The 22,223-nt window shown below is 65.7% G+C and carries 20 protein-coding genes; 11 read left to right on the forward strand and 9 right to left on the reverse strand.

The window, feature by feature from the left end; all coding sequences use genetic code 11:
* Window positions 1–59 precede the first annotated feature (59 nt).
* Both AC1MCD_RS16885 and AC1MCD_RS16890 read left to right on the forward strand, forming a co-directional pair.
* Window positions 60–296, forward strand: a complete 237-nt coding sequence (locus tag AC1MCD_RS16885) for a DUF2630 family protein (protein WP_498673489.1) — start codon at window positions 60–62, stop codon at window positions 294–296.
* Window positions 297–555: 259 nt separating this feature from the next.
* Entirely contained in the window at window positions 556–1,902 is a 1,347-nt protein-coding gene (locus AC1MCD_RS16890; RefSeq protein WP_498673491.1) for an ammonium transporter, read from the forward strand.
* A 2-nt stretch (window positions 1,903–1,904) separates the two neighbouring features.
* Here the strand turns inward: AC1MCD_RS16890 and AC1MCD_RS16895 are convergent, their stop codons facing one another.
* The 5 genes from AC1MCD_RS16895 to AC1MCD_RS16915 all read right to left on the reverse strand — a co-directional run bounded on the left by AC1MCD_RS16895 (window position 1,905) and on the right by AC1MCD_RS16915 (window position 6,960).
* Window positions 1,905–2,519, reverse strand: coding sequence for a TetR/AcrR family transcriptional regulator (locus tag AC1MCD_RS16895; protein ID WP_498673493.1), 615 nt, complete (start codon window positions 2,517–2,519; stop codon window positions 1,905–1,907).
* Between the two features lie 100 nt (window positions 2,520–2,619).
* A complete protein-coding gene (locus AC1MCD_RS16900) occupies window positions 2,620–3,813 on the reverse strand; it encodes an NAD(P)/FAD-dependent oxidoreductase (RefSeq protein ID WP_498673495.1) in 1,194 nt (397 codons plus the stop codon).
* The gene (locus AC1MCD_RS16905) at window positions 3,810–4,004 is read right to left on the reverse strand and encodes a ferredoxin (protein WP_498673497.1); all 195 of its coding nucleotides are present in this window, start codon (window positions 4,002–4,004) and stop codon (window positions 3,810–3,812) included. The genes AC1MCD_RS16900 and AC1MCD_RS16905 overlap by 4 nt, the downstream gene beginning before the upstream one ends.
* Window positions 4,001–5,173 carry a cytochrome P450 gene (locus tag AC1MCD_RS16910; protein ID WP_498673498.1) on the reverse strand — a complete coding sequence of 391 codons (1,173 nt, stop codon included), beginning with the start codon at window positions 5,171–5,173 and terminating at the stop codon, window positions 4,001–4,003. Before AC1MCD_RS16910 ends, AC1MCD_RS16905 begins: the two co-directional genes overlap by 4 nt.
* 62 nt (window positions 5,174–5,235) lie before the next feature.
* The gene (locus AC1MCD_RS16915; protein WP_498673501.1) at window positions 5,236–6,960 is read right to left on the reverse strand and encodes an MFS transporter; all 1,725 of its coding nucleotides are present in this window, start codon (window positions 6,958–6,960) and stop codon (window positions 5,236–5,238) included.
* Between the two features lie 309 nt (window positions 6,961–7,269).
* Here AC1MCD_RS16915 and AC1MCD_RS16920 point away from each other — a divergent pair, with 309 nt between their 5' ends.
* From AC1MCD_RS16920 to AC1MCD_RS16945, 6 genes are all read left to right on the forward strand, one after another.
* The gene (locus tag AC1MCD_RS16920) at window positions 7,270–8,280 is read left to right on the forward strand and encodes a phosphotriesterase family protein (protein WP_498673503.1); all 1,011 of its coding nucleotides are present in this window, start codon (window positions 7,270–7,272) and stop codon (window positions 8,278–8,280) included.
* Between the two features lie 53 nt (window positions 8,281–8,333).
* Window positions 8,334–9,287, forward strand: a complete 954-nt coding sequence (locus AC1MCD_RS16925; RefSeq protein WP_498673504.1) for a phosphotriesterase family protein — start codon at window positions 8,334–8,336, stop codon at window positions 9,285–9,287.
* Window positions 9,288–9,380: 93 nt separating this feature from the next.
* Entirely contained in the window at window positions 9,381–10,508 is a 1,128-nt protein-coding gene (locus tag AC1MCD_RS16930; protein WP_498673506.1) for an FAD-dependent oxidoreductase, read from the forward strand.
* A 5-nt stretch (window positions 10,509–10,513) separates the two neighbouring features.
* Window positions 10,514–11,446: an alpha/beta hydrolase gene (locus tag AC1MCD_RS16935; protein WP_498673508.1), complete on the forward strand. Its 933-nt coding sequence runs from the start codon at window positions 10,514–10,516 to the stop codon at window positions 11,444–11,446.
* Window positions 11,443–12,411 (forward strand): MBL fold metallo-hydrolase, encoded by a 969-nt coding sequence (locus AC1MCD_RS16940; RefSeq protein ID WP_498673510.1) that lies wholly within the window; start codon window positions 11,443–11,445, stop codon window positions 12,409–12,411. The genes AC1MCD_RS16935 and AC1MCD_RS16940 overlap by 4 nt, the downstream gene beginning before the upstream one ends.
* Complete coding sequence (locus tag AC1MCD_RS16945) at window positions 12,404–14,119, forward strand: CocE/NonD family hydrolase (RefSeq protein WP_498673512.1); 1,716 nt, start codon at window positions 12,404–12,406, stop codon at window positions 14,117–14,119. The genes AC1MCD_RS16940 and AC1MCD_RS16945 overlap by 8 nt, the downstream gene beginning before the upstream one ends.
* Window positions 14,120–14,152: 33 nt before the next feature.
* Here AC1MCD_RS16945 and AC1MCD_RS16950 read toward each other — a convergent pair whose 3' ends face one another.
* A complete protein-coding gene (locus tag AC1MCD_RS16950) occupies window positions 14,153–14,791 on the reverse strand; it encodes a PadR family transcriptional regulator (RefSeq protein ID WP_498673514.1) in 639 nt (212 codons plus the stop codon).
* 212 nt (window positions 14,792–15,003) lie between these two features.
* Here AC1MCD_RS16950 and AC1MCD_RS16955 point away from each other — a divergent pair, with 212 nt between their 5' ends.
* Entirely contained in the window at window positions 15,004–17,442 is a 2,439-nt protein-coding gene (locus AC1MCD_RS16955) for a transglycosylase domain-containing protein (RefSeq protein WP_498673516.1), read from the forward strand.
* A 34-nt stretch (window positions 17,443–17,476) separates the two neighbouring features.
* On the opposite strand, the gene AC1MCD_RS16960 is transcribed toward AC1MCD_RS16955, so the two are convergent.
* The 3 genes from AC1MCD_RS16960 to AC1MCD_RS16970 all read right to left on the reverse strand — a co-directional run bounded on the left by AC1MCD_RS16960 (window position 17,477) and on the right by AC1MCD_RS16970 (window position 20,516).
* Window positions 17,477–18,070, reverse strand: coding sequence for a DnaJ family domain-containing protein (locus AC1MCD_RS16960; RefSeq protein ID WP_498673520.1), 594 nt, complete (start codon window positions 18,068–18,070; stop codon window positions 17,477–17,479).
* 307 nt (window positions 18,071–18,377) lie between these two features.
* Window positions 18,378–19,841, reverse strand: coding sequence for an MFS transporter (locus AC1MCD_RS16965; protein ID WP_498673522.1), 1,464 nt, complete (start codon window positions 19,839–19,841; stop codon window positions 18,378–18,380).
* Window positions 19,842–20,042: 201 nt separating this feature from the next.
* A complete protein-coding gene (locus AC1MCD_RS16970) occupies window positions 20,043–20,516 on the reverse strand; it encodes a MarR family winged helix-turn-helix transcriptional regulator (protein WP_498673524.1) in 474 nt (157 codons plus the stop codon).
* 175 nt (window positions 20,517–20,691) lie between these two features.
* Here AC1MCD_RS16970 and AC1MCD_RS16975 point away from each other — a divergent pair, with 175 nt between their 5' ends.
* A complete protein-coding gene (locus AC1MCD_RS16975; RefSeq protein ID WP_498673526.1) occupies window positions 20,692–21,399 on the forward strand; it encodes a molybdate ABC transporter substrate-binding protein in 708 nt (235 codons plus the stop codon).
* Between the two features lie 123 nt (window positions 21,400–21,522).
* Window positions 21,523–22,164 carry an NADPH-dependent F420 reductase gene (locus tag AC1MCD_RS16980; protein WP_498673529.1) on the forward strand — a complete coding sequence of 214 codons (642 nt, stop codon included), beginning with the start codon at window positions 21,523–21,525 and terminating at the stop codon, window positions 22,162–22,164.
* Window positions 22,165–22,223: the final 59 nt, after the last annotated feature.

The following is a 22,223-nucleotide window of genomic DNA, read 5'->3' on the forward strand; positions in this document are numbered from 1 at the left end:
GTGCCTTCCAGCGGGACTCATTAGCCTGAGGGGACCCGCCCCTGAGCCAAGGAGAAGCCATGAACGATCAGGATATTTTGGGCCGCATTGAGGCACTCGTCGCGGAAGAGCACGAACTCCGCGAAGCGTCCGGCACTGGCAAAGCACCGGACGGGACGCGGCTGCGGCAGGTGGAAGAGAGCCTGGACCAGTGCTGGGATTTGCTGCGGCAGCGCCGCGCCAAGCTGGAGTCCGGCGACAATCCGGACGAGGCGTCCACCCGCTCAGTCAGCGAAGTGGAAGGTTACAAGCAGTAGCCGGGGGCGGTGAGCAGCCGTTGACGTTCAGGAAATGTGGGACGGCGCTCCGCCTCTTCACCCTTGCCTTTCACCTCCGGCGGCCACCCATTTAACCTGCGCGAAACATGCCGGTTACGCGGTTTTCACGCAACGGCCCGTTACGTAACAAGCACGCAACGTGCTGCGGTACAGAACGAAACACGGCACCACGACGATTGATCAGGGGGATTGCCCGGGCAGAAGTTCCGGAGATCTGGATCAATGGAAAGGGACGCCGGTGCATCTCACTGCGCAACACGTCTGGCTAATGATCGCGGCGGCAATGGCGCTGCTCATGACCCCTGGGCTGGGGCTCTTCTACGGCGGCATGACCCGGGCCAAGGCCGCCCTCAACATGATCATGATGAGCTTCATCTCCGCCGGAATCGTAGGCGTCGTCTGGGTCCTGTGGGGTTATTCCATGACCACGGGTGAGGGCTTCCTGGGCATTTTCGGCAACCCGTTCGCCAACTTCGGCCTGCAGAGCCTCCTGGGCTCCCCCGATCTGATCAAAGCCGGTTTCAGTGCCACGTTCGCGATCATCACTGTGGCACTGATCAGCGGCGCCATTGCGGACCGCGCCAAGTTCAGCGCCTGGGCCGTGTTTGTGCCGGTCTGGGTCACGCTGGTTTACTGCCCGCTCGCCTACATGGTCTGGGGCGGCGGCCTCATGAGCGCAGGCGGCGCCATGACCGCGGTCTTCGGCCAGGTGATCGACTTCGCCGGCGGCGCCGTAGTGGAAATCAGCTCCGGAACGGCGGCCCTGGTCCTGGCCCTGGTGGTAGGGCAGCGCCATGGTTTTGCGAAGGACCCCAGCCACCGCCCGCACAATGTCCCCTTCATCATGCTCGGTGCGGCCATCCTCTGGTTCGGCTGGTTCGGGTTCAACGGCGGCGCCGCCACCACGGCCGAGCAGGCCGGCCTGATCTGGGTGAACACCCTGGTTGCTCCGGCCGCGGCAATGCTCAGCTGGCTGCTCGCAGAGAAGGTCCGCCACGGGCACCCCACGTCGCTGGGGGCAGCGTCCGGCGTGGTCGCCGGCCTGGTGGCCATCACCCCCTCCTGCGCCAACATCAGCCCAGTGGCCGCAATCGGCCTGGGCCTGGTGGCCGGGGCAGCATGCTGCGTGTTTGTTGACCTGAAATACCGTTTCGGCCTGGACGATTCCCTGGACGTGGTGGGTGTCCACCTCGGCGCAGGCCTGATCGGCACGCTGGCCCTAGGCCTTATCGCCCTCCCGGTCGACGGCGAAGGCGGCGGCCTCTTCTACGGCGGCGGCTTCCAGCAGCTGGTGGCTCAGTCCGCCGCTGTTATGGTCACCGTCCTGCTGTCCGGCGTCGTCACCCTGATAATCGGCCGGGCCATCAACCGGTTCATTGGCTTCCGGGTGAGCCATGAGGCCGAAACTGCGGGCGTGGACGTGTCCGAGCACGCCGAGACAGCCTACTCCTTCGGTGACATCTTCGCCGGCCACTTCAACCCGCTGGGCCACCGGACGCCCGCAAGGTCCGCTGCAGTGGCGGATCCCGCCGTCGAACCTTCCCCTCGTGCCGGCGGTCCGGCCAAGGAAGACAGCTTCGCCTAGCGTCAGCCTTCATCGCAAAGCAGGTGGTGCCAGCTGTCCGCCAGGACCTCGAGTGCACGTTCGCGGTTTGGTTCAAACTTACGGCGCGTCCACAGCGTGGCTACGTAGTCCAGCGAGGTGAAGGCGAGCGTTCCCCGGATGTGGCGCGTCTCTTCCGGGAAGCGGCCAGCCAACTCCATGCCCCGAACGAGGTCGGAGATGACCTCTTCGTGCCATCCCTCGAGCATGGCCCGCACCTCACGATCGACGGCTGCGGCTTCATCGAGCACGTCAAGGTAGGGGCGGAAGACCGGCCACAGCGCCGCGCGTGACTCGAGCCAGGCAAGGATGCCTGACAGTTCACCCGCACGCACGACGTCCACCAGTTCGACAGCGGTGGACCCCTGTTCGGGGGCGTCTGCGCGCTCCAGCACGGCGTTGACGCGCGCCATGAAGTCGCGCATCAGATCAGCCCGCGAAGGGTAATAGGCGTAGAAGGTTGCCCGGGTGGTGCCGGCTGCCGCGGCAACTTCATCGATGGTGGTGGCGGCGTAGCCCTTTTCGGTGAACAGCCCAAGGGCCCGTTCGACGATGACGTCGCGGGTCAGCTGTTTCTGGGCTTCTCGCAGCGACGACATGAGTCCATCCTATCGGTGGGGCGTGCCGGCCGAACGCACGCAGCGAAGCCGTATCCGGAGACGGACCTAACGGGCCACATCGAAAAGCGCGTGGGACACATCAGACGCCCGCCGGCACGGTCCGCTGGAGGACTCCCGGGCCGGCGTTGGCCAGCCGGCGCAGTTTGGGGATGGGGATCCGATAGTTGATCGCAGCGGCAGTGCCGGAACCGTCCTGGTGCTCCCAGCGCAGCAACGTCGAGTCAGTACCGTCGCCCGTCTCGCAGTAACCTGGCGGGCCGGTGACCGGGGTGAACCCCACCGCTTTGAGCGAAAGGCCGAAGCCCTCCGTCCAAAAGTAGGGCTGGAAGGTGAACTCGGGTGCGGCGTCGCCTTGGAGGAGTCCAACGGCGGCCGCCTTGGCCTGGTCGATGGCGCTCGTCCACAGCGGGATGCGCTGCACGCCGCGGACAGTGGGGAAGAACGCCACGTCTCCCGCAGCCACGATGTCCGGCCGGAGCCGCCCGCGTGAATCCACGCGCAGCGACCCGTTGTTGAGGAGTCCCGAACCGGCCAGCCACTCGATGTTCGGCTCGTCGCCGATGGCGGTGACCACGAGGTCCGCTTCGAGCTCGGTGCCGTCGGCCAGGACAACCCGCCGCCCGCCGTCGGAACCCGCGATGCGGGCCCTGCCTCCACCAACCACTTTCAGCCCGCGCTGAATGGCGGCCGACGTGAAGATGCCGGCCAGATGACCGCCAAGCTGACGGGACAGTGGTGTGACATCGGAGACGAGGGTGACCTCGCAGCCCATGTGGAGGCACCCGGAGGCGACCTCCATGCCCAGGGGGCCGCCGCCGATGACGATCACCGAAGGGCGGGCTGCGACAAGTTCCTTGAGGCGGACCGCGTCCTCGATGGTGCGCAGCGTGAGCTCCCGGAGAGGGCCGCCTGAACCTTCCTCTTGCGGTCCCGCAGTGAGGCGCCTGGCCCGGGAGCCGGAGGCGATGACCAGGCCGTCATACGGCAGGTCACCACCCCCGTCCAGGTGAACCAGCCGGGCGTCGGCGTCAAGGCCCGTGGCGCTGACGCCGAGGAGCTCGGTGGCTTCGTGGGTGGGCTGGGGCAGCTCGTGGGCCTGCAGGTTGTCCTCGCCGTGAAGCAGTGCCTTCGACAAGGCGGGGCGGCTGTAGGGATGGTGGCGCTCAGCGCCCACCACCGTCAGCTCACCGTCGAAGCCGGCGGAGCGCAGCGAGTCGCACGCCGTGAGTCCGGCGACCCCGTTGCCCACCACCACAATCCGGCGCATCGTCATGCCGCGGCCAATCGCAGTGCGGCGACCGGGCAAATTCTGACCGCGGCGTTCGCGGCCTCAAGCTCTGCCCCGTCCACGTTCGGGACATCGATCACCAGTTCGCCGTCGTCATCCAGGTGCATCAGCTTTGGCGCGGCTTCCTCACAGAGTCCGTGCCCCTCGCAGCGCGGCCGGTCCAATTCGATCCTCATGCTGCCACCACCTTGGTGACCTCGAGCTTCTCGATGCTCCGCGTCATGTTGCTCGGGACCCTCACTTCGTCGCCGATGGTCAGGGTCTGAACCCGGCGGGCAAGGGCCTCGATGATCGCGTGGCCTTCAAGTCTCGCCAGCCCCTGGCCGGCGCAGCCGTGCGGGCCATAGCCGAAGGACAGATGATCCACGGGGTTGCGCAGCACGTCGAAAGTGTCGGGATTTTCGTAGTGCCGCGGGTCCCGGTTTCCGGCCCCGAAGAGAATGCCCACCTGGGCGCCTGCGGGAATAGTTACGCCGTCGATCTCCACATCGCGCGTTGCCTTGCGGCCCCAGACGTGGATGGGCACCCAGTAGCGCAGCACCTCGGCGAAGGCTGCCGGAACCAGTTCCGGGTTCGTCCGGACCAGCTCAAACTGCTCCGGGTGGCGCCCGAACAGCGCAACGATATTTCCGATGGAGGCGATCGTGGTGTCGACGCCGGCTCCGAGGTACTGGTGGATGATGTGCCCTGCGGTGCCTTCGGGAATCTCGCCCCGGGCCTCGGCGTCGAAGATTCCGCGGCCGATGGAGCCGGGGGCGAGGTCGTCAGCAGTAACCGACGAGCACCAGCCATAGAGCTCGCCGGCGATGGGGAAGCTCTCCTGGGTGCGCTGGTTCAGCGGGCCCAGGACCTGCATGGCTGCCTGGCCCCAGCGGAGCATGTTGTCCTTGACGTGTCCCTGGAACCCTATGAGGTCGGCAACGATCTCGATGGGGAAGGCGCGGGCCAGGGAGTCGATGGCCTCGAAGCTGCCGCTGCCGGCGAGTTCGGCGACGAGCTTGTCAGCCTTTTCGTCGATAACGACCTTCAGGCCGCGGAGTGCCCGGGGAGTGAGGTTCTGCGACAGAGTGGCACGGAGCTGCGTGTGCACGGGCGGATCGGAGGCAAGGGAGGTGCCCTGCAGGGCCTCGTTCACCATGGGGTTGAAGCCGATGCTGGTGGACGAGAACGTTTCCGGGTCCCCGAGTGCATCGCGGATGGCGTCATAGCGCGTGAGGACGTAGAGGTCGTTCTTGGGGAGGTGGACCACCGCGGCCTGCTCGCGAAGCGCGGCATAGGTGGAGTAGGGGTCGACGAGGATCTCGTCATCCCAGATGTCGATGTCCGACTGGATGGGTGCAGTCATGGTGTTCTCCTTGCGGCTGGAAAATCGTTCGGTGAAGTTTTGGTGGAAGGACGGCCGTCTGCCTAGACAGCAGCCCCGGCGTTTTCTTCGGTGGTCTCGGTGATGGCATCGGCCATCGGGGCGGAGCTGCGTGCCGAGATGAAGAGGGTAAGGACGGCGGAAAGGATCGCTGCGATACCCGCGGTGAAGTAAACAGCCTGGAACCCCTGGCCCAGCGACGTACCCGCCAAGCCTTGGATTTGCGGCTGCGCGGCGTTGAGTGCCTGGACCATGCCGTCGACAGCGGAGCCGGGTGCGCCGCCGGCTGCTGCCTGGCCGGAGAACTGGGCGATCACACCGTCCCAGCCGGAGAGGAAGCCCAGCGGCGGCACGTTCGCCAACCCGCTGACGGCCTCTGCAGGCAGGCCGGCCCCGCCGAGGATCCCCGCAAGGGGACCCGCGAAGGCCGTGGCTCCGATACCAAAGGCGATGGCGGAGCCGACAACGGGGCCAAGGGCGAAGCCGAGGTCGCGCAGCAGGTTCGTCGTGGCCGAAGCCATTCCAATGTCCTTCGGCGGGACGGTGTTGATGGCAACAGCGGTGACGGAGCCGACGGTGAGGGCGAAGCCGATTCCCAGCACCAGAAGCGGCGGGATGAAGGCCGTCCACGGGGTCCCGCCGAAGGCCTCCGGAGTGCCGAGGGCGAAGGTCGAGAGCCAGAAACCGGAAACGGCCATGAGGGCGAAGCCCGCGGTGAGTACCCAGCGCGGGGCCACGTGGTGGATGAGCCAGCCCACCACCGGGATGAAGGCGAAAGCGGGGCCCTGGATGAAGACAAACAGCACGCCGACTTTCCAGGTCTCGGCAAGGGCAAGTCCGCTGACGGCGACGCTGGTGCTGAAGCAGATCGCGAGGAAGGCGAACATTCCCGTGACCGCCACAATGCCGGTGATGGAGTAGGCGCTGTTCTTGAACAGCGAGAGGTGAATCAGTGGCTCGGCCGTGCGTGATTCGATGATGACGAAGGCAACGAGGAGGATCACGCCGGCGACGTAGCTGGCAATCACCTGGGCGCTGCCGAAGCCGGCGTCCACCGCGGTCACCGTTGCGTAGAGGACGGCGATGAGGCCGAGCGCGAGCGTCATCTGGCCGGGCAGGTCAAGCTTGCGCCGCCCGTCTGCCGCCGATGAGTCCTTCGCCCGCAGCGCGACGATGAGAACGGCGACGGCCAGGGCAGCAGCAACCAGGTAGGCCGCACGCCAGCCGCTGAACGCGTTCGGGGAGCCCGGAGCCACGCCCGGCACGGTGAAGAACTGCGCCGTGAAACCGGCGAGCACTGGGGAGATCACCGCACCGAGGGACAGGAAGCCGGCCCATGTGGCGATGACCTTGGCCCGTGCCCGGTGGTCCGGGGTGATCGCCGCGATCATGGACAGCGAGATGGGGAACAGGATGCCCGCCCCGATGCCGCCCACCGCCTGCGCGAAGATCATCATTTCGGTGGTCTGCGCCAGCCCGGCGAGCACGGAGCCGACAACACTGACTGCGGCGCCGACATAGAGCAGCTTCTTGCGTCCGAACATGTCACCCAGGAGGCCCCAGCTGAGCTCGAACACCACGATGCCCATCAGGAACATGCCGGCAATCCAGGTCAGCCCGGCACCCGAGGTGTGGAATTCCACCGCAAACGTGCCGCTGAGGGCACCCGGCAGGGCGTTGGTGATCTGCGCCAAGGTGACCGCGCTGTAGGCGGCCACGAAGGTGGCCCGTACCGAGCCGCGGCTCGACACCTTAAGGGTCTGACTCATCGATGAAACTCCTTTGTCTCCGGTCGATTCTCATGTGATGCGCCAGGAACCGGATGGCTCCGGCGCGTGGCTAATTGACGTGTGGCGCTGCCCACATTCTGGCGTTAATCTTTACACTATGTCAAGAGGACGTACGGAACGTTGGCTTCATAAACGCCGTGATCTGTGCAGAGGCAAACGCTCCGACTATTTCCTTGACACTATGTATAGAAATATGTGATGCTGGCTACATTGCGAACGGAGCGGCCTTACAGTCAAGCGCCGCGGCACCCCAGCATTCAGCAACCCCACCTTCAAGGGAGAAGCCACGTGAGTCACACCCCACCCGTCGCCACCGGTGACGCGTTCCATGCCAAGGCGAGGCCAACCGTCAACACGGTCCTCGGCCCCGTTCCGGCCCAAGAACTGGGCGTAGTCGCGGTTCATGAGGCACTCCTGTCGGTACTCCCCGGCGCGCAGTACGCCCCGGATATCTCCATGGACCGGGCGGAGATCTTCGAGGTCCTCGCCGCAAAGCTCAAGGAGTTCCGCGAGCACGGCGGGAAGACCATCGTGGACAGCACCGGCATGTTCCACGGCCGCGACCTGAAGCTGTACGAGGCACTCTCCCACTCAACCGGCGTCCACATCGTTGCCTCGACGGGCCTCGGTCCAGAGGAAGAACTCGGCGGCTACTTCCTGACCCCGCAGACCAACCCGCCCACCCCGTGGCCGGCCGAGAAGTTCGCCGAGCTCTTCGGCAAGGAGGTCACCGAGGGAATGGTGGTTCCCCGGGTGGAGCGCCGCGCTGCTGCCGGCATCGTGGCCACCATCGCCGACCGCGCAGGCATGACTCCCACCGAAGAAAGCCTGTTCCGCGGCTCCGCCCGTGCCGCCAAGAACACCGGCGTGCCGGTCTCCATCCGCTTCGGCGCGGACGTCCTGCACGACCTGGATATCGTCCTGGACGAGCAGATCGGGGCCGACCGGGTACTCGTTGGTGACCTCGACCGCCGGGACGCCAAGAACGGAGCCATCGAAGTGGCTGGCCGCGGGGCGTTCGTGGGCATCGACCACGTTGGCCTCAATGACCACGCCGACTACGTCACCGATCAGGAGCGCGCCGACCTGGTGCTTGAGCTGGTCAAGGCCGGCCATGCGGACAAGATCATCCTCTCGGGCAACTCGATCGGCGTGGCCAAGGGCCTCCCCGAGTACAACTTGCCGTTCAGTCACGTCCTGACCACGTTCGTGCCCTTCCTCAGGTCCCACGGCCTGAGTGAAGACGACGCCCGGCGCATCCTTGAGGACAACCCGCGCAACCTGCTGACCGTGCGCTAAGCATCCACCAGCCCCCCCCCCACATCACAAGCTTTCGAACCTGAGGTGAACGAATGACCAAGGTCAACACCGTGCTGGGAACCATCCCGGCCGAAGAACTGGAAATCGTGGCGGTCCACGAACACATCGGCTACGGCATGCCCGGGTCCGAGCTGGACACCAAATGGTGGAAGACGCCGGAACAGGCGTACGAGGAAACCGTGCCGAAGCTGCGCAAATTCCGCGAATACGGCGGCGGCACGTTCGTGGACGCCACCGGCATCTGCAACGGCCGCGACGTGGACTACTACAAGTCCCTGTCCCGGAAAACGGGCGTGCACATCGTGGCCTGCACCGGCTTTGTCGGCGGCGACACCGCCCTTCCGCACTTCTCCCGCGCCACCGTGGACTACCTCGCGAAGGTCTTTATCCACGAGATCACCGTCGGCATCGGCAACACCGGCGCCAAGGCCGGCGTCATCAAGGTCGGAGTGAGCCGCGGCGGACGAATGACCGACCTCGATAAGCGCATCTACCGCGCCGCGGCCCGCGCCGCCGTCGTCACCGGCGCCCCGATCCTGACGCACCTGGCCATCGACCCGGAACCTGCCGTGAGCATCTTCAACGAAGAGGGCCTCCCCCTGGACCGTGTGCTCTTCGGCCACGCCGACGACGGCCTGAACGCTCCCGTCACCCCCCATGACTGGATCTACGAGCAGGGTGGCCGCATCGGGTTCGATACCTTCGGCTACGACCTCGAACTACCGGATCCGCCGTTCTGGGGCCGCAAGCGCGCCGAACGCATGGAGCACTTCGTCAAGCTCGTCAACAAGGGCTACGCGGACAAGCTCCTGGTCTCGGCTGATGCCAACTGCAGCCCGCTGGGCTGGCCGGGCGTCAAGGGCCACACCATCAACTACATCTTCGAGGACATGATCCCGGACATGCGCGCGGCGGGCATCGACGACGCCACCCTGAAAGTCCTGCTCGAGGACAACCCGGCCGACTTCCTGTCGCTGAGCGTCTGACCGGCTGAGCGTCTGACCAGCTGAGCGTCTGACCCCGGCGACAGCCACCACATCTTCCAGGGCACGCCCTGCGCTTTAGAAAGAGTTGAACCAATGAAGGCTTCAGAAATCCAGAACCTCAAGATCGCCATCGTCGGCGCAGGCTACGGCGGCGCCGCCGCGGCCAAGGCCCTGAGCCTGCTCGGCGCGGACGTCACCGTGTACGAACAGGCCAGCCAGATCCGCGAGGTTGGTGCCGGCATCGGCCTGCGCCCCGCCACCATGGAGCGGTTCCGCCAGTGGGGCAGCTTCGACGCCATCGCCAAGGTCAGCTCCCCCAGCGACTACTTTGAGATCCTCACGGCCACCGACCAGCCCATCATGAAGGACAGCTGGCCTGTTTCCGGCGACGAGACCCAGACCTACCTCATCCACCGCGGCGACTTCATCGAAGCGCTCCTGGGCGTCCTCCCCGAGGGCATGGTGCGCCTCGGCCACAAACTGGAAAGCATCGAGGACCGCGGCGCCACATCCGTCCTGACCTTCGCCAACGGCGCCACGGCCGAGGCTGACCTGGTGATCGGCGCCGACGGCATCAAGTCCGTGGTCCGCCAGCAGCTGTTCAGCGACAGGGGCCCGGTGTTCTCCGGCGAACACGCCTACCGCGCCGTGATCTCCCTCGACGACGCCGAAGGCATGATCAACGACGACAACCTGCGCATGTACATCGGCCGGGGCACCAAGGTCTATCTGCTGCCCCTTCGCCACCGCAACCAGGTCTCCTTCGATATCACGGCACTGAACCCCGACAGCACCTGGGCACCCGAGGTCACCATTGACGACATGGTGGCAACGGTGCAGGGCTTCGATGAGCGGATCGTGAACATGACCCGCGGCCTGGACCTGGCCACCGTCAGCATCCGCGCCGTCTACGACATCGACCCAGTGGAGACCTGGCACACGGACTCCGTCGCGCTCCTGGGCGATGCCGCGCACTCGATGCTGCACCACCAGGGCCAGGGCGCCAACTCCGCCATCGAGGACGCCGGCGCCATCGCAGATGCCCTTTCCCAGGCTGATTCCGTCAAGGAAGCGCTGGCCCTTTACCAGGCCACGCGGAAGCCGGTAACCGACGAACTGCAGCGCATCTCCCGCCAGGGCTGGTCAGAGGACGAGGTCAACGACGTCTTCCCCGGCCAGAAGCCCACGTCCCAGACGCCTGCGGCCGCAGCGAAGGCCTGAACGCCATGACGATCCATCCCGAAATCGCCAAGATCCTTGCCACCATCCCGGCGCCCGACGGCTTCCCGCTCAACCCCGCAGCCATGCGGGCGGGCGAAGCAGCACACGTAGCCCCGCCCGCGGACCGGCTGCCGCTGCACTCAGTTGACGATGTGACGGCCGCAACCAAATCCGGCGCGGTGCCTGTCCGCATCTACACGCCGGCCGAAGCCGATGCCTACGGTGTACTGGTCTACTTCCACGGCGGCGCGTTCTTCCTGGGCAGCCTGGACACGCACGACCATGTTGCGAGGTCGCTGGCCAAGGAGACCGGATTCAAGGTCATCTCCGTGGGCTACCGGCTGGCCCCCGAGGCCGCCTTCCCCGCGGGACTCGAGGACTGCTACGCAGTAGTCCGGTGGGCCGCCGAACAGGGGAGCACCCTGGGCTGGGACGGGAAGAACCTGGCCATCGCGGGCGACAGCTCCGGCGGCAATTTTGCGGCCGCCGTCGCCGCCAGGGCCCACGACGACGGGTTCGACGGCGTCACGCACCAGATCCTGTTCTACCCGTCCGTGGACCTGGACTTCGATGAGGACCGGTACCCGTCGATGCGGGAGAACGCCGTCGGGTATGGACTCGAAACTGCGGGACTCAAGCCCTTTAACGCCTTCTACCTCGACAGCGGCGCGGATCCGGCAGATCCCCTTGTCTCCCCCATCAAGCGGGAAGACCTGACCGGCTTGCCGCCGGCTCTCATCATCACGGCCGAGCACGACCCCCTGCGGGACGAAGGCGAGCTCTACGCCCAGCGCCTGCGGGACGCCGGAGTCGACGCCACCGTCAGCCGCTACGCCGGGGCCAACCACGGCTTCGTCCAGAACTTCTCCTGGATCCCGGAGTTCTACCGGCCCTTCCGCGAAGCAGCCGGCTTCCTGAACGCGAGGACCGGACAGTGAGCGAATCAGTCGCCGTCCATCCTCTGGTCTCCCCGTGGGGCCGGTTCGGGCTGTACAGCTTCTTCATTGATGCACCGGAGCCGGCCATCGTGGACACGGGGATCGCGTCCTCACCCGCCGAAGGCATGGTGCCGGCACTGGAGGCGATCGGCCGCCGGATCGAGGACGTCCGCTGGATCTTCCTGACCCACGGACATATCGACCACATCGGCGGCGCCTATGCACTGTGGGAGCTCACCGGACGGCGCGCGCAGGTGGTGATCCACGAGGCCGACGCCCCGATGCTCCGCTCACGCCGGGCCCACGTGGACGAATACCTTGCCGGACGCGCGCAGTATCTGGCTGACCCCGACGGCGAGGCCAGGCTGACGGCAGCCACCAACGCCGTCATCTCCGGCGAGATGGAGCCCACCCTGCTGGTGCGGGGCGGTGAAACCATCTCCCTCGGCGGAGACGTCACCGTCTCCGTCCACTCGATTCCCGGCCACACCCCGGGCTCGGTGGCCTATGTCATCGACGGGCAAAACGACGTATTCGTCGGGGACGCCGTTCAGGTCCACGGCGCGGCCAACGGCTTCCCCGGATTTGTGGACCCGGCAGGATACCGCTCCAGCCTCCAGTACCTCCGCGACGAGATCAGTCCCCGGCACCTTTACCTGGGGCATCCCTACCGGACCGCGGACGGCACACCGTACGGTGTGGAGCTCGATGCCGATCAGGCCCGGGAAGCGCTCCAGGGGAGCCTTGAGATCGAGTCCCGCGTCAAGGAAGCTGCGTGCAACTGCCTCGCCGACGGGCTGCAGGACACGGATTCGCCATATTCGCCCTTCTCACGCGTTGCCGAGGACCTTGGCTACACGGGAGACCCAGCCCTGGAGCCGTCGCCGTTCTTCACCACACTGCACGGCTACCGCACCACGTTCGACCGTTTGACCGAAGATGAGGAGATAAGCACTCGTGGATGACTTCCAGCTAGTGAATGCCGGCCTGGAGACGATCGCCGTCCGCAAGGACCTCCGGGTTCCCATGCGCGACGGCGTCGAACTCGCCGCAGACGCCTACCAGGGCACCGACGACAAGCCGCGCCCTGCACTGGTGGCGTTGAGCCCCTACGGCAAGGAGCTGCAGGCGCTGGCGCTGACCACCCCGCCGCAGCGGCGCCCCAGCCCCATGTGGGACGGCTGCATCGAGGCCGGTGACATCGCCCGGATCGTCAAGGAGGACTACGTCCACGTCATCGGCGACCTTCGCGGCTCCGGCGCGTCCGGGGGCGAGCACATCGGCAACTACAACGCCGGCGGCGTTTCCCTGGGCCAGGACGCGTACGACTTCATCGAGTGGGTTGCCGAGCAGCCCTGGTGCGACGGCAACGTGGGCATGGTGGGCATCTCCTACTTCGGCTCCATGCAGGTACTGGCCGCGGCGGAGCGTCCGCCGCACCTGAAGGCGATCTTCGTCTCCGGCGGACACTATGACTTTTACGAGACCACCTACCACGGCGGCGTGATGTGGTTTATGCCGCGTGCCGCACGCGAGGGCCGCGGCGGCGACTCCGGCTGGGCCTTCACGGATAACGTCAAGTCCCGCATGGTCGAAAAGTACGCTCCGGAAGAGCTGAAGAAGCTCGTGGCCGAGCGCCTGCAGGACCCCGACGTCGCCGCCTGGCCGAACCTGGTGCACGTGCTGAACTACCCGAAGAACCACGAGGCCTGGTTCGACATCGTCATGAATGAGCTCGACGGCGAGTGGTACGAGGAGCGCAACCCGATCACGCTGGCCCCGAACATCGACATCCCCGTGTACCTGCAGCTCGACCAGGGCCGCGGCTGGACCCTGGACGGCACCATCGAGCTGTACAACGAGCTCAAGGGCCCCAAGAAACTGGACGTTGGCCCCTACCCGCCCATGCAGTCGCGCCCCTTCATTGAGGAGCACGACAAGATGTTCCGGTGGTACGACTACTGGATCAAGGGCATCGATAACGGCGTCATGGACGAACCGGCCGTGAGCGTCTTCGTGGAGGGCTCCCGCGAGGTTGTCACCGCGGACCAGTGGCCGCCGAAGGACGTGGAGTACAAGTCCCTGTACCTGCGCCCGCGCGGCAAGCTGTCGCCGGAGTCCGAGCCCATGGCCGCGGAGTACGCCGCCCCGGACGGCTTCTACCAGGCGCCGCTGACGGTGACGGACAAGGTGGAGATCCTGTCCTGGAGCACCGATAAGTTCGAGACGGACACGGAGCTGATCGGCACGGGTGCCGCGCACATCTTCGCAGAGATCGACCAGCCTGACACGAACTTCATCATGCGGCTCTGGGACTACGCCCCCAACGGCAAGCGCCAGCTCATTACCAGCGGTTACCTCAAGGCCTCGCACCGTGAGCTCGATGAGCGGACCACCGAGGGCAGCCCGTACCACCCGCACACGCGCTCAGTGCCGGTGGAGCCGGGGAAGATCGAGGAATACGTGCTGCGGCTGTACCCGTTCGCGAACACCTTCAAGCCGGGCCACCGCCTGGTGGTGGAGCTGTCCAACGACGAGCCGCTTGCCGACGAACACAACGCCCTTCTGCCGCCGGATGCCTTCCACCTGCCGGTGGGCCGGCCCGTCACCCACAAGATCTACCGGGACGCCGCCCACCACTCCCGGCTCGTCCTGCCGTTCACCACGAACTAGGTACCCGGGACAACGCGCGACGCCGGGTCCTGGCTAATCGGCCAGGATCCGGTAGAGCGCGCGGCGGGTTTCGTCGAGCTTCTCGATTGCCGCAGTGCGCTGCTCTTCGGTAGCGGCGCTCCGGAACTGGTGGATGACCCCCATCAGTTTTCCCACACTCTGGTGGAACGCGGGCCCCGACCCTTCGGCGTCGTTGTTCCACGCGTTCTCCAGCTCCTCGGCGTGCTCGGCCACGTAGGCCTTGCCCGCATCGGTGAGCGTGAAGTCCGTCCGGCGGCCCTCGCTGAGCGGCGTGATCAGTTCTTCGTCCACCAGCTGCTGGAGCGTTGGATACACCGAACCCGGGCTGGGTCGCCACGCCCCCGAGGTTTTCTCTGCGATGGTCTTGATCAGGCCGTACCCATTCGAAGGGGCTTCAGCCAGGAGCGACAGGATCGCCCAGCGGACGTCCCCCCTGCTGGCCCGCCGCGACCCCGGCCCGAATCCGGGACCAAATCCTCCGCCCGGCCCGAACCCCGGCCCGAACCCCGGTCCAAATCCGCCGCGCGGCCCGAATCCCGGGCCAAACCCTCCGCCGCGGTGCCCGTGCGGCCCGCGGCGGCCCCTCCCGCGCTCGAACTTTCCGTGCCCGAACAGCGGTTCCAAAAACTTGTCATCGTGAATGCCTTTCATGGTGGCATCGTCCCTTCATACGTTGTCGAATTATCAACCGGTGAACCTATCACCGATAGTTAACGATATATCGGTAGCTATCGGTGATGCAAGGGTCGGACTGGATTCTTCGTCGATGACATTGCGGCTTGACTGTCAGTTCGGCCCACGTCTGGATGCCACCCGTTCCGCGGCGTATCCTGTTCACACGTCGCGAGCTTGAGGGCTGATCAATGGCGAAGAAGAAGAAACGCGAGCACCGCGTAGCCGGGACCTTGGGAAGGATCCTCGGGTTCTTCACCGCGAGTGCGTTGTGCGGCATCCTGGCCGCCAGCCTGGTGGTGCCGGCTGTGGCAGCCGCAGGGTTCGGGGTCAGCACTTCCATCGGGTTCTTTGACAGCCTCCCCGCAGAACTTACCGTCCCGCCGCCGTCGCAAACCACCAGGGTGCTCACCGCGGATGGTAAGACGATCGCCACGTTCTACGCCGAAAACCGTGTCAGGGTTCCGCTGGACAACATGTCTCCGTACATCAAGGACGGCATCGTAGCGATCGAAGACAGCCGCTTTTACGAGCATGCCGGCATTGACCCCCAGGGCATCATGCGGGCTCTCGTTTCCAATGCGACCTCCGGCGGCCGGCAAGGGGCATCCACCATCACCCAGCAGTACGTCACCAATGTCATCAACGAGGCGCGGCTGTCCCAGGACAAACGTGACGAGGTGATCCTCAGCGGCCAGAAGGACATGGGCGACAAACTGCGGGAGATGAAGCTGGCCGTCGCGCTGGAAAAGAAGTTCACCAAGGACCAGATCCTTGAGGGCTACCTGAACATTGTTTTCTTCAACAGTGATGCTTACGGAGTGGAAGCGGCCGCCAAGTATTTCTTCAGCACCACCGCCAAGGACCTGACCCTCCCGCAGGCAGCGCTGCTGGCCGGCCTGGTCAACAGCCCCACCTTCTACAACCCCGCACTCAACCCCGAGAATTCGATGGCCCGCCGCAACCAGGTCCTCGACGAGATGCTCAAACACCGCAAGATCACCCAGGCCCAGCATGACGAAGCCGCAGCCACGCCCATCGAACTGAAGATCACTCCGGAGCGGCAAGGCTGCGCCAACGCCGCCATGGCGCCCTATTTCTGCGATTACATCTCGCACCTGATCCTCAACAATCCTGCCTATGGTTCGAGCCTGATCGAGCGGCAGAGAAAGCTCTACCGCGGCGGCCTCACCATCACCACCACGCTGGACAGCAGGCTGCAGGCAGCGGCCCAGGCGCAGGTGGATGGCTCGGCCGGCGCCAACCCGGACCACTGGGGCGCGGCACTGGTCTCGGTCCAGCCGGGGACGGGGAAAATCCTGGCCATGGCCCAAAACACGGTCTTCCTGCCAGAGCCCGGAAAATTCGACACCCAACTGAACTTCAATGTTGACGCCAAGGACCCCCAGGGGAATGACCTCAACGGCGCCGGCGGCTTCCAGCCCGGGTCAACGATGAAGCCGTTTACCTTCGCGGAGTGGCTCAACGAAGGCAAATCCCTCACCGCCGAGGTGGACGCGTCCCGCCGGGTGTACCCGCTGGGGTTCCCGTGGCGGTCCAGCTGCGGAAAGGTGCTGGGCGCGTACAGCACAGCCCAGAACAACCCGGAGCTGGGCGCAGCGGATGACCTGCAGAACGCAGAAGAGGGCTTTTACCGCAAGATGCCCATCAACTACGGCCTGTACAACTCCATCAACACCGCCACGTTCGCTACCGCCGCCCAGCTGGACTTCTGCGGCATCCAGAAGATGGTGGACACCGTGGGCCTTCACAGCGGCCTGGATGGCGCCCAGATCAACATGCACCAGCTGGGCAACCTGCTCGGCGCCACCGGCGTGGCGCCGCTCCACATGGCCAACGCTTTCGCTACTTTTGCCAATGACGGGAAGTACTGCACTCCCGTGGCGCTGGTGGATGTCACTGACGCAACGGGCGGCAAGCTTCCGGCGCAGCCCAGCGAATGCCGGGACGCAGTAAAGCCCGAGGTGGCCCGCGGGGTCAACTCCGTGCTGCAGGATGTGCTGGTAAAAGGCTCCGGCTTCTGGATCAACCCCAAGATCCACACCAAGATGCCCACCGCGGCCAAAACTGGCACCTCGAACAACAACGGCTCCACGTGGGTGGTGGGCTACACGTCGGGCCTTGTCACCGCGTCCTTCTTTGGTGATGCCTTGGAGGGCCAGAAGCGTTCCGGCCAGAACGTCACCGTCAATGGAACCTTCTACCCGCGGCTCGATGGCTGGATGATTGCCGGTCCGCAATGGGTCAACTACATGCTGCAGGCGGCCCCGCTGTATCCGGCCAACCCGTTCCCGCCACCACCGGCGTCAATGATGAAACCGTCGTACGCCCCCGCTCCCCCTGCGCCATGGGTTGCGCCGCCGCCCGCGCCCGCGGCGGCCGTTGTACCAGCCCCCGCTCCTCCCCCGGCGCCCGCACCACCGGCACCCGTTCCTGCGCCGGAGCCACCACCGGCACCGGCACCTCCTGCTCCAGCGCCTGAGCCGCCTCCGGCTCCAGCACCGGGGCCCGTGCCTGCTCCCGCCCCCACGCCCGACTTCCCGGCACCGCCTCAGCCGCCGCCCACGGACGATCCGGGGATCGATCCGCCAGACGAACCTGAAGATTGACGACGGCGGGAGGCGTCGTCGTCGTCCGCTCCTCCTAGGTGGTGCGGCGCCAGAGCCGCTGCCACCAGGGGCGCTCCGGTTCCGGTTCGGGCGCGGCGGCCTCGGCCCGCGAAGCTCGGCGCTCGTGCCAGCGGGCCACTTCGGCGTCCACGTCCCGCGTTTTGGTGATGACCGGAGGACCACCCTGGAGCTGGCGTCGGGCGTCGATCACCCGGGCGTTGAAGTCAGCCACCACGTCCCGGACCTGCTTTTCGGTGAACTGGGCATCGAGCGTGCCGTCGAGTTCGGCGTCCTCGGCGCGCAGGAGAATGGCTTTGGGGCCCAGTCCGCTGATGTTTTCCCGCTGGATCAGGCCTTTGACCCACCAGTCCGGATCGTAGGCTTCCCCCAGCCCGGGGATGGGCTTGCCCGCGTATTTGAGGTTGTCGAACTTGCCCTGCGCCATGGCATCCCGGATCAGGTATTCAGCGCGCCGGGCATCGTCTACCTTCTTGCGCTTGTCCCGCTCCCCCGCCTCGGCCGCCTCAAGCGCGGCCTCCTCTTCGGCGCTGATGCCCGCGCCGCGGTAGGAGCGCAGCTCAGCGGCCCGCTCCAGCCGACGCCTGAAGTACCCCGACCCGCCGCTCATAACACTGCCACTCCGTCCGTGCCAAGGCTTGCCCGTGGGCGTCTTCCGTTGCTTTGAACAATTTCTGCAAGTTTCCGGGCTGTGCACCAGATCACCTCGGAATGGGCAACAGGATATCAATGGCCACACGTCCGGAGGGAGAGCAGACGTCAATCAGCACCGACGGCAGGGAACCGCAGCCGGAGCCTGTCCGGCTCCGTTTGAGCTGCACCAGGAACCCGAAAGACGCCGACGGCGGGAGGTCCCGCCGTCGGCGTCTGCTGTGTTTGCGTGTGTGTACGCCGCATGATTCAGCGGGCGTCCAATGTCAACCCAGGTGGACCGGCTGGTTCGAGTCGCTGCCGCTGAACGTCTTTTTGGTGATGGTGATGAGCAGCAGTCCCAGGGGTGTGATCAGGATGGCAACCCCGGCAGCCCACAGGAACACGGACGAGTAGCCGGCGGACAGTGCTGCCAGCTGGCTACTCCCGGCGGCAGCTGCGGTTGCCGCGGCCGCGATGGTGCTGAAGAGGGCGATCCCCAGGGAGCCGCCGATCTGCTGCGTGGCGTTCACGAGCGCGCTGGCCACGCCGGCGTCGTGATTGTCCACACCGAACAGGGCGAGGTTCTGCATGGGGACAAACACCATGCCCAGGCCGATCCCCAGGAGGATCAGGGCCGGGAGCATGTTCACCAGGTAGGTGCCCTCCGCGCTGACCTGGGTCAGCCAGAGCATGGCCGCAGCCATAAAGACCGGCCCGACGGCGGTGGGAATCTTTGCCCCCAGCTTCGGCAGGTTTTTGGCCACGATGGCCGCGGTGACAATGAGGACCACTGTCATGGGCAGGGAGGCGAGGCCTGCGACGAACGGGGCGAAACCGAGCACAATCTGGATGTAGTAGTTGATGAACAGGATGCCGCCGATGAGGACGGCTCCGGCCAGGAACGAGGCCAGGAAGGCAGCTGCACGGTTGCGTTCGGTTGCCACGCGCAGCGGAAGGAGCGGGTGCTTGACCCTCTTCTCGACGACGACGAACAGCACCATCAGCACCACGCCCGCGAGGATGAAGCCCCAGGCCTGCGGCGCTCCCCAGCCGTGCTCGGCGTTGGTGAAACCGTAGACGAGGGAGCCCAGGCCGAGGGCGGCGAGGACCACGCCGGGCCAGTCGTATTTGGCGGGGCCTTCGGCCTTGCTTTCACGGACCATCTTCACCACGCCAATCAGGGCGATCAGGGCGATGGGCACGTTCACGAAGAAGCACCAGCGCCACGACACATAGTCCGTAAGGAAGCCGCCCAGCAGGACGCCGGCCGCGGCGCCAACACCGCTGATGGACCCGAAGATGGCGAAGGCCGTGCCGCGGTCCTTGCCGCCGGGGAAGGAGACTGTCAGCAACGCCAGGGCCGCCGGAGCGAGGAGCGCTGCGAAGAGGCCCTGCAGGGCGCGGGCGCCAATAAGCTCCCAGGATTCCTGTGCGATGCCGCCGATCAACGAGGCCGCGGCGAAGCCGGCAGCCGCCACCATGAACGTCCGCTTGCGCCCCCAGAAGTCAGCGATGCGTCCGCCGAGCAGCAGGAAGGCCCCGAACACCAGGGCGTAGGCGGTCACCACCCACGAGCGGGTGGAGTCACTAATCCCCATTTCGATCTGCAGCCGGGGCAGTGCCAGATTCACGATGGTGCCGTCCAGCACCACCATAAACTGCGCCAGTGCGAGGAAGACCAGCGCCCCCCACCGGCCCTTCCCGCCTATTTTCTGTTCAGTCTTCGCACTTGCCAGCTGAGTCGCCACCGCTGTTTCCGTCCCTTTGAAGTAGTAATACTTATACAAGTATAACTACTTACCGAATTGCTCGAGAACAGCGGGCACCCTCTCTCACTTAATGCGTGTTTTGGGGAAACGCTCTCTCACTTTCTTCAAGAAAGTGAGAGAGCGTCATGGGAAAACCCACATTAAGTGAGAGAGCGTCGATGTGCGACGGCGGCGGGCAGCTTACTCGGGTTCCGCCAGGATGGAGGCCAGCCGCTCGAGGGCCGGCAGGCTGGCCGCTATCTGCGCCCGCTCCGCCGGCAGCAGTTTGGAACTGGCCGAAGCGAGGGCCTCGGCCCAGGCCCCTTCAAGCACAGTCCTGATGCGCAGCGCTTCGGGCGTGGGGTGCAGCACCACATACCGCTTGTCAGCTGCGTCCCGGGTGCGGGTGACCAGCCCCAGAGCTACCAGCTCCCGCAGCTGTGCGCTCACATTGCTGAGCTGTCGGCCCAGCCGCGCTGCCACTTCGGCCACCGTGATGCCGGGGTGCCGTTCGATGACGCGCACGATGTCCAGCAGCCCGCTGGACAGCGGCAGCACGCCGGTCCCCTCATGGGATTTGCGCCGCACTTCAAACGAAACATCAAGGATGGCAACGGCCAGATCGCGCTGCACTGCGGGGCCGGTCTGCTGTTCATGAGGGTCAACACTTGCCATCCCCCAAGCATAGGGGCGGCTTCGCTGGGGCCATTCAGCCAGCAGGAAGCACCAGGATGCTGGCCACTCAGAGTCCGACTTCACAAATAGCAGTGCGCGCCAGTGCAGGGTAAGTCTTGTGGGGAGCGCGCACTGCCCTAACTCGCGCACCGCTTTGACTACCCTTAGGACTCCGATGGACACCCAAGCTGCCAGCCACGATGCCCGGCCCCTCTCGCTGTTCTGCGCCTTTGCACTCAAACAGGCCGTTGAGCAAACCATCCTTCCCGCGTACATCGAGGCGGGCGGACCCCCCGTCGAGGCGGTCTTCGAGCCCACGTTCCGGCTGCTGACCAGGATCGAGTCCGGCGCCCGTCCGGACGTGATGGCGGGGATCACCGCCGCCCTGGCGGACCTTGCTGCAGCGGATATCGTGACGGACACCAGGCCGGTCGCCCGGACGGGAGTGGGGCTGGCAGTTCCGCCGGACGCTCCGGCTCCCGACATCAGCACCGTGGACGCATTCATCAGCGCGGTGACCAATGCCCGTTCCGTGGCCTACTCCCGCAGCGGACCCAGCGGTATCTACTTCGCCGGACTGTTGGAACGGCTGGGGATTGCGGAGCAGGTCACGGCCAGGGCCACCGTGGTTGATTCCGGGCCCACGGCGGCGGCGTTGCTGGATGGCCGCGCGGACCTCGCCATCCACCAGTTGAGCGAACTGATCCTCATTCCGGAGGCCACCATCATTGGCCCGCTCCCGGACGCCATTCAGGAATACACCTACTTCTCGACGGCGTTGGGCATCGCAGCCCGGGGCGCCGAAGCCGCGGAGTTGCGTGATTTCCTGCATGGCCCCGAGGCACTCGCGGCCTACGCCGCAAACGGATTGGAAGTTTTTTAGGAAAAAGCTTGACGCTTCAACTTTCAGGGCGTACATTTAGTTGTAGCTTCAAGTAGTAATCCTCCAGCAGAACAGAATCTGATGAAAAACCTCCTCGCCCGCCTTTTCGGAAAGAAGAACACCATGACTGACATCACGATCATCGGCAACGGCAACATGGCCCGCGGCATCGCAACCCGCGCCCTCGCAGCAGGAAAGAACGTCGAGATCCTCGGCCAGGACGCCGCCAAGGCGCAGGCACTGGCCAACGAACTCGGAGCAAACGTTACGTACGGCACCACGGCGAGCGCACCGCAGGGCAGCATCGTGATCCTTTCCGTCCCGTTCGACGCCGCCAAATCCGTGGTCACCGCCTACGGCGACCGGTTGGCCGGAAAGACGGTTGTGGACATCACCAACCCCGTGAACTTCGAGACCTTCGATTCCCTGGTGGTGGCGCCCGGCTCGTCGGCTGCCGAGGAAATCGCAGCCCTGGCCCCGGCCGGAACCAACGTGGTCAAGGCTTTCAACACCACCTTCGCCGGCACGCTTGTGGCGGGCGAGTCCGCCGGCCAGCCGCTGGACGTGTTCATTGCGGGCGACAACGCGGAGGCCACCCAGGCTGTCAGCAGCTTCGTTAGTGCCGGCGGCATGCGCCCGCTGGTGGTGGGTCCGCTCAAGCGCTCCCGCGAACTCGAGGGCTTCCAGTTCGTCCTCATGACTATGCAGGCCAACCCCGAGTTCGCCGACTTCAACTGGGACACCGGACTCGCGGTCACCAAGTAGAACCAAAAACAAAAGGCAAGGGCACGACGCGCGGGACCCCCGGCGTCGTGCCCTTAGCT

Source organism: Arthrobacter sp. BF1 (assembly GCF_056680215.1).